Origin of the sequence: Pseudomonas avellanae BPIC 631 (genome assembly GCF_000444135.1) — a bacterium.
Taxonomy (GTDB): Bacteria; Pseudomonadota; Gammaproteobacteria; order Pseudomonadales; family Pseudomonadaceae; genus Aquipseudomonas; species Aquipseudomonas avellanae.
The window spans coordinates 15,929-27,224 of record NZ_ATDK01000049.1 but is presented as its reverse complement, the minus strand read 5'-3'; the positions used below and the strand labels follow the sequence as shown (position 1 = coordinate 27,224).

At 59.3% G+C, this 11,296-nt stretch carries 12 protein-coding genes and 1 pseudogene; 12 read left to right on the top strand and 1 reads right to left on the bottom strand.

Translation table 11 applies throughout. The features are described 5' to 3' along the window. Positions 1-115 precede the first annotated feature (115 nt). On the bottom strand, positions 116-394 hold the full coding sequence (locus tag DW49_RS0103125) for a polyhydroxyalkanoic acid system family protein (protein ID WP_003378882.1): 279 nt from the start codon (positions 392-394) through the stop codon (positions 116-118). 144 nt (positions 395-538) lie between these two features. Between DW49_RS0103125 and ubiE the strand changes: the two genes are divergently transcribed. The 12 genes and pseudogenes from ubiE to DW49_RS1000000134495 all read left to right on the top strand — a co-directional run bounded on the left by ubiE (position 539) and on the right by DW49_RS1000000134495 (position 10,783). Continuing rightward, complete coding sequence (gene ubiE / locus DW49_RS0103120) at positions 539-1,309, top strand: bifunctional demethylmenaquinone methyltransferase/2-methoxy-6-polyprenyl-1,4-benzoquinol methylase UbiE (protein ID WP_003378884.1); 771 nt, start codon at positions 539-541, stop codon at positions 1,307-1,309. Beyond that, positions 1,309-1,932 carry a ubiquinone biosynthesis accessory factor UbiJ gene (locus DW49_RS0103115; RefSeq protein ID WP_003378886.1) on the top strand — a complete coding sequence of 208 codons (624 nt, stop codon included), beginning with the start codon at positions 1,309-1,311 and terminating at the stop codon, positions 1,930-1,932. The genes ubiE and DW49_RS0103115 overlap by 1 nt, the downstream gene beginning before the upstream one ends. Further along, positions 1,929-3,548 carry a ubiquinone biosynthesis regulatory protein kinase UbiB gene (ubiB, locus tag DW49_RS0103110; RefSeq protein WP_005621233.1) on the top strand — a complete coding sequence of 540 codons (1,620 nt, stop codon included), beginning with the start codon at positions 1,929-1,931 and terminating at the stop codon, positions 3,546-3,548. Before DW49_RS0103115 ends, ubiB begins: the two co-directional genes overlap by 4 nt. Positions 3,549-3,615: 67 nt before the next feature. Next, on the top strand, positions 3,616-4,008 hold the full coding sequence (hisI, locus tag DW49_RS0103105) for a phosphoribosyl-AMP cyclohydrolase (RefSeq protein WP_003378890.1): 393 nt from the start codon (positions 3,616-3,618) through the stop codon (positions 4,006-4,008). 2 nt (positions 4,009-4,010) lie between these two features. Continuing rightward, positions 4,011-4,343 (top strand): phosphoribosyl-ATP diphosphatase, encoded by a 333-nt coding sequence (locus tag DW49_RS0103100; protein ID WP_002551631.1) that lies wholly within the window; start codon positions 4,011-4,013, stop codon positions 4,341-4,343. Positions 4,344-4,387: 44 nt separating this feature from the next. Then, positions 4,388-4,663 (top strand): twin-arginine translocase TatA/TatE family subunit, encoded by a 276-nt coding sequence (locus DW49_RS0103095; protein WP_005621240.1) that lies wholly within the window; start codon positions 4,388-4,390, stop codon positions 4,661-4,663. Between the two features lie 4 nt (positions 4,664-4,667). Next, positions 4,668-5,129 carry a Sec-independent protein translocase protein TatB gene (gene tatB / locus DW49_RS0103090; protein WP_005621242.1) on the top strand — a complete coding sequence of 154 codons (462 nt, stop codon included), beginning with the start codon at positions 4,668-4,670 and terminating at the stop codon, positions 5,127-5,129. After that, the gene (gene tatC / locus DW49_RS0103085) at positions 5,126-5,926 is read left to right on the top strand and encodes a twin-arginine translocase subunit TatC (protein ID WP_003378895.1); all 801 of its coding nucleotides are present in this window, start codon (positions 5,126-5,128) and stop codon (positions 5,924-5,926) included. The genes tatB and tatC overlap by 4 nt, the downstream gene beginning before the upstream one ends. Further along, a complete protein-coding gene (locus DW49_RS0103080; protein ID WP_005621245.1) occupies positions 5,923-6,630 on the top strand; it encodes a 16S rRNA (uracil(1498)-N(3))-methyltransferase in 708 nt (235 codons plus the stop codon). Before tatC ends, DW49_RS0103080 begins: the two co-directional genes overlap by 4 nt. Before the next feature lie 90 nt (positions 6,631-6,720). Further along, positions 6,721-7,782: pseudogene (locus DW49_RS1000000134505) on the top strand (methyl-accepting chemotaxis protein); the annotation flags it as partial. Then, complete coding sequence (locus DW49_RS1000000134500) at positions 7,774-8,637, top strand: methyl-accepting chemotaxis protein (protein ID WP_445940003.1); 864 nt, start codon at positions 7,774-7,776, stop codon at positions 8,635-8,637. The pseudogene DW49_RS1000000134505 and the gene DW49_RS1000000134500, both read left to right, overlap by 9 nt. Before the next feature lie 202 nt (positions 8,638-8,839). After that, positions 8,840-10,783 carry a methyl-accepting chemotaxis protein gene (locus DW49_RS1000000134495; RefSeq protein ID WP_005621249.1) on the top strand — a complete coding sequence of 648 codons (1,944 nt, stop codon included), beginning with the start codon at positions 8,840-8,842 and terminating at the stop codon, positions 10,781-10,783. Positions 10,784-11,296 lie beyond the last annotated feature (513 nt).

The window sequence follows — 11,296 nt, the reverse complement described above, 5'->3', positions numbered from 1 at the left end:
GGCATTGCAGGCTCGTATTGGTGTTGTGTGAGAACTCCAACAATACGGGCCTGTTCTCATAGGGATCAATAGGTTACGTCGAAACGGGAACAGACCCTAGGGCGAACAGCAGGCCTCAGGCAGCCAGCGCCTTGTCCAGCACACGCTCGACTTCGGTCTTGATCGAGCCGCTCATGGTCGACAGGATGAAGTTCAGCTCGATATTGATGCGGATCAACGCCTCTTCGACCTCGACCTTGCCCTTGGCGCCATTGCCTTCCAGTTTCACGGTATCGCCAGACCACTCGTGAGCCAGGCCGTATTTGTCGGACAGCTTCTGAACCAACTGTTCGGCTTTCTCGCGAGCCTTTTCCCGGCCCAGGGCGTGCGGGCGTTCAACGGTTATCTTGGCCATTGGAGCGTTCCTTGATCGTCAGATGAAATGCGGCGCAACTATATACACCCGCCCGCATCCAAGAAAGCGTTGCTGATGAGCCTTGTCAAGACAAAGCCGGCCTTGGCGATTAGAATGACCCGCACTCTATTCCGGTGAAGCGATATGAACGATCAGCGCAAAGGCAGCGATGCCGAACCTACGACTCACTTCGGTTACAAAAATGTACCGGAAAGCCAGAAGGCAGAAAAAGTCGCTGAGGTTTTCCATTCGGTCGCGGCCAAGTACGACCTCATGAACGACTTGCTGTCCGGTGGCATGCACCGCCTGTGGAAGCGTTTCGCCATTGAGCTGTCCGGCGTGCGCACCGGCAACCGCGTGCTCGACATCGCTGGCGGCACGGGTGATCTGACCCGCAAATTCTCCAATCTGGTCGGCCCGACCGGGCAAGTGGTTCTGGCTGACATCAACGCCTCCATGCTCAAGGTCGGTCGCGACCGCCTGCTGGACCTCGGTGTGTCAGGCAACGTCGAGTTCGTCCAGGCCGACGCCGAAAAACTGCCGTTCCCGGACAACCATTTCGACTGTGTGACCATCGCTTTCGGCCTGCGCAACGTGACGCACAAGGAAGACGCTCTGCGCTCCATGCTGCGCGTGCTCAAGCCGGGCGGCCGCCTGTTGGTGCTCGAATTCTCCAAGCCGACCAACAAGCTCATGTCCAAGGCTTACGATGCTTATTCGTTCGCGTTCATGCCCCTGATGGGCAAGCTGGTTACAAATGACTCGGAAAGCTACCGCTATCTGGCCGAATCAATCCGCATGCACCCCAATCAGGAAACCCTCAAGTCGATGATGGTCGATGCCGGTTTCGACCGCGTGACCTATCACAACATGACGGCGGGTGTCGTTGCCCTGCACCGCGGTATCAAACCCTGATGTTGCTTCGGGGGCTGCTCGCCAGCATCGAGCACGGTATCAATCGGGTGTTGCGCCTGGACAGCACAGCGTTGCCGCGCCTGGCGCGTCTGTCCGGCCATGTCATTGCCGTCGATTGCCGCGACCCGTCCCTGAAAATCTTCATTCTGCCCAGTGACGAAGGCCTGTTGCTGGCCGCTGACTGGGCCGCCGATGCCGATTGCACCCTGCGTGCACCGGCTTCAAGCCTGTTGCGGCTGGCCCTGAGCAAGGACAAGACCGCCGTGCTGCATGGCCCGGACGTCGAACTTGAGGGTGACAGCGGCGTGCTGCTGGAACTGACCGGCATTCTTCAGGACCTTGAACTGGACTGGGAGCACGAACTGTCCAATTGGGTCGGCCCTGTGGCCAGCCAGCTATTCAGCAGCCGCGTACGCAGCAGCGGGCGCTGGACGCGTGAAAGCTTCACCAGCCTCAGCCAGAACGTTGCCGACTACCTCAGCGAAGAATCGCGTACGCTGGTGGGCAATCACGAAGCCGAGGCACGCTTCGCCGAACTCGACCGGATCAAACTCGATCTGGACCGTCTCGAGGCGCGTTTTGCCCGCCTTGCCCACTCTCTCAATACCAGCGATAACGCATGAAGCTGCTTGCCGTCCGCCGTCTGTTTCGCATTCAACGTGTCGTTATTCGCTATCGCCTCGATGACCTGTTGTTCGCCTTGCCCCTGCCGTGGTGGATGCTCGCGGTGCGTTTCCTGCTGCCCTGGCGCTGGCTGCCACGGCGCAAGTCCGAGCTGAGCCGTGGCGTACGTTTTCGTCTGGCCTTGCAAGACCTGGGGCCGATTTTCATCAAGTTCGGGCAACTGCTGTCCACGCGCCGCGATCTGCTGCCCGAAGACATCGCCGACGAGCTGATGCTGCTGCAGGACCGCGTGCCGCCATTCGACCAGCAAGTGGCGATCAAGCTGATCGAAGAACAACTGGGCGCGCGTATCTGCGATGTGTTCAGCCGGTTTGACGAAACACCATTGGCCTCGGCCTCGGTGGCGCAAGTGCATGCCGCGTGCCTTAAGACCGGTGAAGAAGTCGTGGTGAAAGTAGTACGCCCAGGGCTCAAACCGATCATCGGCCAGGACCTTGCCTGGCTGTTCATCCTTGCCCGCATGGCCGAGCGTGTGTCTGCCGATGCGCGCCTGCTGCACCCGGTGCAGGTGGTGATGGACTACGAAAAAACCATCTACGACGAGCTGGACCTGTTGCGCGAAGCGGCCAACTCCAGCCAGCTGCGCCGCAACTTCGAAGGCTCCGACCTGCTTTACGTGCCGCAAGTCTATTGGGACTGGTGCCGCCCGAAAGTGCTGGTCATGGAGCGCATCTACGGCCTGCAGGTCACCGACATGGCCGGGCTGGCCGATCAGCGCACCGACATGAAGATGCTCGCCGAGCGCGGCGTGGAGATCTTCTTCACGCAGATCTTTCGCGACAGCTTTTTCCATGCCGACATGCACCCCGGCAATATTTTCGTCAGCACGGTCAATCCGTGGGCGCCGAAATACATCGCCATCGATTGCGGCATTGTCGGCAGCCTGACCCCGGAAGACCAGGATTATCTGGCGCGTAACCTGTTTGCCTTCTTCAAACGCGATTATCGCCGGGTTGCGCAGTTGCACATCGATTCGGGCTGGGTGCCGGCCGAGACCAAGCTCAATGAATTCGAAGCGGCCATCCGTACCGTCTGCGAGCCGATTTTCGAGAAGCCGCTCAAGGATATTTCCTTTGGTCAGGTGCTGATGCGCCTGTTCCAGACCGCGCGCCGTTTCAATATGGAAGTTCAGCCGCAACTGGTTCTGCTGCAAAAGACCCTGCTCAACATCGAAGGGCTGGGTCGTCAGCTGTACCCGGAGCTCGATCTGTGGAGCACCGCGCAGCCGTACCTGGAGCGCTGGATGCGTGAGCGGGTCAGCCCGAAAACCCTGCTGGGTAACCTGCAATCCCAGGTCGAGCAACTGCCGCATATCGCCGGCATGACCCGCGACCTGCTGGAGCGCATGTCGCGCCCGCATGCTTCGGACCCGCCACGCCCCTGGCACGAGCGCAAGGACGAGCCGGTCTTGCGGCTCATCGGTGCGGCATTGCTGGTGGGCGGCGCGATACAGGGCTGGGTGATGAGCGAGGCAGCCACACAGTTGCTGACGCTGACCGCATGGCCAGCGGCGATCATGCTGATCGCCGGGCTGTATCTGATCGTTCGCCGATAGCCAGCAGCGTATGGCGCTGGCACACTGTTCAATCCGCCGGGCCTGAAGTCCGGCTGCCGGAGTAGATATGAAAGACTGGCTGGACGAGATTCACTGGAACAGCGACGGTCTGGTGCCTGCAATCGCTCAGGACCACAAGACCGGCCGGGTACTGATGATGGCCTGGATGAACCGCGAGGCCCTGAGCCTGACGGCCTCCGAGAATCGTGCAATCTATTGGTCGCGTTCGCGTGGCAAACTCTGGCGCAAAGGTGAAGAATCAGGTCATGTGCAAAAGCTGCATGAACTGCGCCTGGACTGTGATGCCGACGTCATTATCCTGATGGTCGAGCAGATCGGCGGCATCGCTTGCCATACCGGCCGCGAAAGTTGCTTCTACCGCGTGTATGAACAGTCAGGCTGGAAGACCGTAGACCCGGTTTTGAAAGATCCTGATGCTATTTACCCTGCAGGCCATTGAACATGACTGATACGTTGTCCCGCCTGGCCGAGGTGCTGGAATCACGCAAGGATGCGGCTGCCGACAGCTCCTACGTCGCCAGTCTGTACCACAAGGGCTTGAACAAGATTCTGGAAAAGCTAGGCGAAGAATCGATCGAGACCATCATTGCCGCCAAGGACGCAGCGGTCAGCGGTGATTGCAGCGATGTAATCTACGAAACCGCCGACCTGTGGTTTCACAGCATGGTGATGCTCGCCGCGCTAGGTCAGCATCCACAGGCGGTGCTTGATGAACTGGACCGCCGTTTCGGCTTGTCCGGTCACGCCGAAAAAGCCGCTCGCACGGCAGAATAGCGCTCTCCCCTTTCAAGCTTGAACTCTTTTACGAGGACTGTTTCATGGGTATTTTTGACTGGAAACACTGGATCGTCATCCTGATCGTCGTGGTACTGGTTTTCGGGACCAAAAAGCTCAAGGGCCTGGGCACTGACGTCGGTGAGTCGATCAAGGGCTTTCGCAAAGCCATGCACGATGACGACAAGCCAGCCGAGCAGCCTGCACCTCAACCGCAGCCGACCCAGCCCGCGCCTCAGGGCTCGCCGCTGAACCAGCCGCACACCATCGACGCGCAAGCGCACAAAGTCGACGAGCCGATCCGCAAAGACCAGGTTTAAGCCCATGTTCGGTATCAGCTTCTCTGAACTGCTGCTTGTCGGCCTGGTTGCCTTGCTGGTGCTGGGTCCCGAGCGCCTGCCGGGTGCCGCACGCACTGCAGGCTTATGGATCGGCCGCTTGAAGCGCAGCTTCAATGCGATCAAACAGGAAGTTGAACGTGAAATCGGTGCCGACGAAATTCGTCGGCAGTTGCACAACGAGCACATTCTTTCGCTGGAAGACGAAGCGCGTAAAATGTTCGCTCAGAATCAGCACCCCGAGACCGCTTACGAGCCGGTGAGCCCGCAGCCAGCACCGGTGCAGACCGACGCCGCCGATACCGGGCACAACGCCCTCGGCCCGGCGGAACCTGCGGCACCGAAAACCGCACTGTCGCTGGAGAAAACCGCGAAGCCAGCCGCTGCCGGCACGCCGGTCCCGACGCCTCCCGCCCACGATTCGTCATTGCCACCGCGAGCCCCATGAGCGCTGATATCCCGGAAAACGATCAGCAAATGCCGCTGATCTCGCACCTCACCGAGCTGCGTACACGCCTGTTGCGTTGTGTCGCGGCAGTGTTCCTGATTTTTGCCGGTCTGTTTTACTTCACGCAGAAGATCTACACCCTGGTGTCGGCCCCGCTGCGCGTCTACCTGCCTGAAGGCGCAACGATGATCGCCACCGACGTGGCCTCGCCGTTCATCACACCGTTCAAGCTGACCATGATGGTCGCGCTGTTTCTGTCGATGCCGGTCATCCTGCATCAGATCTGGGGCTTCATCGCGCCGGGCTTGTACAAGCATGAAAAGCGTGTGGCCATTCCGTTGCTGGTCTCCAGCATCATCCTGTTTTACGCAGGCATGGCGTTCGCCTACTTTCTGGTCTTTCCGATCATCTTCCACTTCTTCGCCAGCGTGACCCCGGAAGGCGTGTCGATGATGACCGACATCGCCAGTTATCTGGACTTCGTGATGACGTTGTTCTTCGCCTTCGGCGTGGCCTTCGAAATCCCGGTGGCTGTGGTATTGCTGGTCTGGATCGGCATTGTCGACGTGAAATACCTGAAGAAGATACGCCCTTACGTGGTCATCGGCTGTTTCGTGGTCGGCATGATCCTGACCCCGCCGGACATCTTCTCGCAAACGCTGCTGGCCGTGCCGATGTGGCTGCTGTTCGAGCTGGGCATCCTGTGCAGCTCGATGATCAAGAAGCGCGGCGAACACCCGGACGATCAGGCCGAGGACGCTGACAAGCAGGATCAACCGCCCGCCACCACACCGTGAATCTGCTGTTACTTGAGGAGGCCGACTTTATCGCGGCCGACCGCGTGGTTCTGCGCGATCGGCGCCTCAAGCACATGCAGGAGGTGCATCGCGCAGAGGTTGGCGACAGCTTGCGCGTAGGCAGTGTCAACGGCTTGCTGGGCAGTGCCGAACTGCTGCGTCTAGAGCCCCACGAGGCCGAGCTGCGTGTTTCGCTGACTGCCGAGCCGCCGGCCAAGCTACCGCTGACCCTGTTGCTGGCGCTGCCTCGTCCCAAAATGCTGCGCCGGGTGTTTCAGACCATTGCGACCATGGGCGTGCCGAAAGTCATTCTGCTGAACAGCTACCGGGTCGAAAAAAGCTTCTGGCAGACGCCGTTTCTGGAGCCCGAAGCCATTCGCGAGCAGTTGATTCTGGGGCTGGAACAGGCGCGCGACTGTGTACTGCCCGAGATCGTGATCGAAAAACGTTTCAAACCTTTCGTTGAAGACCGCCTGCCGCACATAGCTGCCGACACACTTGGCCTGGTCGGCCATCCTGGCGACTTCCCTGCCTGCCCGCGCGCGGTCACCCAGCCTGTCACGCTGGCGATCGGCCCCGAAGGCGGCTGGATTCCGTATGAAGTTGACCTGCTGCGTCAATCCGGTTTGCAGCCTGTGCAACTGGGCGAGCGCATCCTGCGCGTCGAAACGGCAGTAACAGCCCTTCTGGCTCGTCTGTTCTAGACTTGTTTACGCAAACTAAATCGCTTCAGTTAGTTGCTGCACTGCCGATGTAAGTGCATTCGTAAAAGAACAGACAGCTAAGGAGTGGTCATGTCTCGTGGGTTATCTCAACGTCTCGCCAACGCGAGTGTCAGCCTGAAATTGGCAGTCGGCTTTGGCCTGGTCATGTTAATGACCCTGATGATCTCGGCCACCGGCTGGTTCAGCAACCAGGCGCTTATTGATCGTGGAGATCGTGTCACGGCGATTGCAGAGATCAACGAGCTGACACTCCAATTGCGCATCAGCCGTTCCCGTTACGAAGACCTGTTCAACGCAGAAAGCGCGGCAGAAGTCAGAACTACCCTGGATCAACTTGATGCAGCACTTGCGTACGCGAGAAGCCTGCTGCGCTCGCCAGAAAACCTCCAGTTACTCGATGGTCAGATCCAGTCCGCTCGTGAATACCGCAAGTCGTTCACGGACATGACCAAAGCCATCGATGTTCGCGAGACCAGCCGCAGCCAGATGGGCGACAACGCCGACAAGGCGGTGGATCAGGCCAACAAGGTGGAAGCCGAGTTGCTCAAGGCAGACAACATCCTTGCCTTCAACGGCATCGTCGGCGTCAGCAAGCTGATTCAGCAGGCGCGCTTCCAGGTTCGCGGTTACACCTACAGCGGCCGTCCGGACTTTGAAACGAACGCCAACCAGGCCATCGATGAAGCCGTTACCGGGATCAACACCCTGGCCGGTGACATTTCCTCCGAATACCTGCCGTTGCTGCAACAGGCTGTGGTCGGCCTCAAAGGCTACCGCGCTGCAGTAGGGCAATATCGGGACGCGCAAGCCGCCAGCAAGACCGCGCTGGAGAAAATGACCGCGCTGGGCACCACCATGCTGGCCACCAGCAATGACCTGATCGCCAGACAGAACAAAAGCCGCGACGCAGACAGCGACAAGTCAGTTCTGATGATCGCTGTGGCCACCGCGCTGGCGCTGGTGATCAGCATTCTGGCAGCCTGGATAATCACCCGTCAGATCACCACGCCCCTGCAGGAAACCCTTGAAGTGGTGGAGCGCGTTGCCTCCGGCGACCTGAGTCGCAACCTGCGGGTTGATCGCAAGGATGAGCTGGGCAAGCTGCAAAGCACCATCCAGCGCATGACCGTCAGCCTGCGTGAGCTGGTTGGCGGTATCCGTGACGGCGTGACGCAGATTGCCAGTGCTGCCGAGGAATTGTCGGCAGTCACCGAGCAGACCAGTGCCGGGGTCAACAGCCAGAAGGTCGAGACCGATCAGGTGGCTACGGCCATGCATGAGATGACCGCCACGGTTCAGGAAGTGGCACGCAACGCCGAAGAAGCCTCTGAAGCCGCGGTAGCCGCCGATCAGCAGGCCCGTGATGGTGAACGGGTAGTCAAGGAGGCCATCGCGCAGATCGAACGCCTCGCCTCTGCGGTGGGCAATTCCAGCGAAGCAATGGGTGCCCTGAAACAGGAAAGCGAGAAGATCGGCAGCGTGTTGGACGTCATCAAATCGGTCGCGCAACAGACCAATCTGCTGGCCTTGAACGCCGCCATTGAAGCAGCCCGTGCCGGTGAAGCGGGTCGCGGTTTTGCCGTGGTCGCCGACGAAGTGCGCAGCCTGGCGCAGCGCACCCAGAAGTCCACCGAAGAAATCGAAGCGCTGATTGCCAGCCTGCAAAGCGGCACTCAACAGGCCGCGACGGTCATGGACAGCAGCCGCGAGCTGAGCGCCAGCAGCGTGGAGCTGACCCGTCGGGCTGGAGGCTCGCTGGAAAACATCACTAAAACCGTTTCGGCCATCCAGTCGATGAATCAGCAGATTGCCGCCGCAGCCGAACAGCAGAGCGCCACTGCCGAGGAGATCAATCGCAGCATCATCAACGTGCGCGATGTGTCTGAACAGACCTCAGCGGCCAGTGAAGAGACGGCAGCCTCAAGCGTCGAGCTGGCCAGACTCGGCAATCACCTGCAGTTGCTGGTAAGCCGCTTTACCGTCTGATCAAGCGCATCAGGCCCATGCTTTTTGCGAGCACGGGCCTGACTGTCTGCGCTGAATGTGACGTCTGTCACCCCTCGTTTCTTCTCGGAAATCTCCTACGACCTTCTCAGGTCACACAATGGATCGTCATGCCGATGCGCTCACAACGCACGTCCTGACTCATACAGGACCTGCTTTTGTTCGCTCATTGCAGGAGATTCCAATGTTCCGACTGATCAATCACGCGCTCGGCAACATGAACGTCAGATTCAAACTGTCCCTGGGTTTCGGCCTGGTGCTGTTACTGACCCTGATCATCACACTCACCGGCTGGCATGGTCTTTACACCATGATCAACCGCTCCGAGTCGCTTTCGGAAGTCTCACAGCTCACCAGCCTGACCAAAGACCTGCGCGCTGACAGAATCACCGACCGGGTGCAAAAGACCCCGGAGACCACAGCGCAGGTCATCAAAAAGCTCGACGAAATGAAAACCCACCTGATATCGCTGCACCGGCAGAGCACGGAGCAGGCGACCATCACCTTGCTCAATGGGCAGTTGCAGGCGGTCAGCGAACTGGAGAAATCCTTCGCCGACATTCGCAGCAATCGACAGAGCCACAACCAGATACGCCAGCGCCTGGATCAAAGGTCAGAGCAGGCTTTGCAGGCAGTCGCGCAGGTCGAAACCGAAGTGCTCAAGAGCGTAAGCCAGGAACAGGACAGCAGCGAGCGTATGGAAGAATTTACCAACATTACGCAGCTAAGGCAGCAGATCCAGGTGGCGCGTTATCAGGTGCAGGCTTATACCTTCACCACCAAAGATACGGATGAAACAGCTGCCATTACCGCTATCGACGAAGCGCTCAGGGAAGTCGAGCAGATCGCTCAGACTCAGGCCGACGATCCGCTTCAAGGGCTGATACCCGCGACCGAGGCGCTGAAGGGTTATCGGGACAGCCTGGGCAAGTTCAAACAGATACAGACCAAGGCCGAAGCGGGTCAGGAGTCAATGGAAGGCTTGGGTGAAAAGCTACTTGAATCAGTGGCCGCACTGACCCTTCTGCAAGCCGCGCAACGAGACAGCGAAGCTACAAACTCCAGAACGATGCTGACCAGTGTGGCGGGCTTGGCATTGCTGATCGGATTGCTGGCGGCCTGGGTCATGACCCGACAAATTACCGTCCCGCTGCAACAAACGCTGATTGCTGCAGCACGTATCGCTCAAGGCGACTTGAGCCGGGACATGACAGTAGAGCGTCGTGACGAGATGGGGCAGTTGCAGCGCAGTATGCAGACCATGACGCTCAGCCTGCGCGAGTTGATTGGCGGCATCAGTGATGGCGTCACGCAGATCGCCAGCGCAGCCGAGCAGCTTTCAGCCGTCACTGAACAGACCTGTTCAGGGGTCAACAGTCAGAAGGACGAGACCGATCTGGTGGCAACCGCCATGAATGAAATGGCCGCGACCGTGCAGGAAGTGGCGCGCAGTGCTCAGGAGGCATCCCAGGCGGCTGTTCAGGCCGACCAACAGGCGCGCAGCGGCGATGAAGTGGTCGGACGGGCGATCACTCAGATCGAGCAACTGGCGCGCGAAATGGTTAATTCCACCCAGTCCATGAATCAGCTCAAGCAGGAAAGCGGCAAGATCGTCGGCGTTCTGGATGTGATCAAGTCGGTTTCGCAGCAGACCAACCTGCTGGCCCTGAATGCTGCCATTGAAGCAGCCCGCGCGGGCGAAGCCGGGCGTGGCTTTGCGGTGGTCGCCGATGAGGTACGCAGCCTGGCGCAACGCACCCAGAAGTCCACCGAGGAAATCGAGGAGTTGATCGCGGCGCTGCAAAGCGGCACGCAGCAGGTCGCAACGACGCTGGACAACAGCCGCACCTTGACCGACAACACGGTCGAACTGAGCCGTCGCGCGGGCAGTGCACTGGAGGATATTACCCGCACGGTGGCGACCATCCAGCACATGAACGAACAGATCGCCACCGCCAGCGAAGAACAAAGTGTGGTCGCCGAGCAGATCAACCGCAACGTCATCAGCGTACGCGACATCTCCGAACAGACCGCCGCCGCCAGCGAACAAACCGCAGCATCCAGCGTCGAACTCGCCCGACTGGGCACCCATTTGCAGGGGCTGGTGGGGAAATTCAAGGTGAGTTGATGGATCTGCGATGCAAGGATTCCCAAGCTGGAGCGCTTGGCGTTATACACCCGCCCGCTTTTGATTCTGCTTAACGGGCTTAGACAAGTTCGCTCCTACCCCTCGGACAGAAGGCCGTTTTTGAGTCTGCCCAAGTGGGAGCGGTCTTGTCCGCGAAGGGGCCGGTACATCCGCTAAAAATGTATCGTCAGGAATGAAGCCTTCGCGAACAAGTTCGCTCACGGCCTTCGGCCAGAATCCAGAGCGGACCGGGTACTGCTTCGCTTGTGCGCGAGCGGTCGGATGACTCATTCACGGTCCATCGGAATGAATGTAGGAGCGGACTTGTCCGCGAATGCTGCACCGCAGGCGATAAATATTCTGCGGATGTGGAGCCCTCTTCGCGGACAAGTCCCCACAAGGAGTACGCCCCAAATAGGGATGCGCAGTGGTGGTGAAGGGCAAATGATCGCTAACAGATCGATTGAAATGCGTAACTGTAGGAGCGTCGCCCGGTCCGCTCCCACAAAAAAC

Excerpts from the sequence above, each read along its gene's own strand:
- DW49_RS0103125 (WP_003378882.1), bottom strand. The coding sequence starts at position 394 with ATGGCCAAGATAACCGTTGAACGCCCGCACGCCCTGGGCCGGGAAAAG.
- ubiE (WP_003378884.1), top strand. The coding sequence starts at position 539 with ATGAACGATCAGCGCAAAGGCAGCGATGCCGAACCTACGACTCACTTC.
- DW49_RS0103115 (WP_003378886.1), top strand. The coding sequence starts at position 1,309 with ATGTTGCTTCGGGGGCTGCTCGCCAGCATCGAGCACGGTATCAATCGG.
- ubiB (WP_005621233.1), top strand. The coding sequence starts at position 1,929 with ATGAAGCTGCTTGCCGTCCGCCGTCTGTTTCGCATTCAACGTGTCGTT.
- hisI (WP_003378890.1), top strand. The coding sequence starts at position 3,616 with ATGAAAGACTGGCTGGACGAGATTCACTGGAACAGCGACGGTCTGGTG.
- DW49_RS0103100 (WP_002551631.1), top strand. The coding sequence starts at position 4,011 with ATGACTGATACGTTGTCCCGCCTGGCCGAGGTGCTGGAATCACGCAAG.
- DW49_RS0103095 (WP_005621240.1), top strand. The coding sequence starts at position 4,388 with ATGGGTATTTTTGACTGGAAACACTGGATCGTCATCCTGATCGTCGTG.
- tatB (WP_005621242.1), top strand. The coding sequence starts at position 4,668 with ATGTTCGGTATCAGCTTCTCTGAACTGCTGCTTGTCGGCCTGGTTGCC.
- tatC (WP_003378895.1), top strand. The coding sequence starts at position 5,126 with ATGAGCGCTGATATCCCGGAAAACGATCAGCAAATGCCGCTGATCTCG.
- DW49_RS1000000134500 (WP_445940003.1), top strand. The coding sequence starts at position 7,774 with ATGACCGTCAGCCTGCGTGAGCTGGTTGGCGGTATCCGTGACGGCGTG.
- DW49_RS1000000134495 (WP_005621249.1), top strand. The coding sequence starts at position 8,840 with ATGTTCCGACTGATCAATCACGCGCTCGGCAACATGAACGTCAGATTC.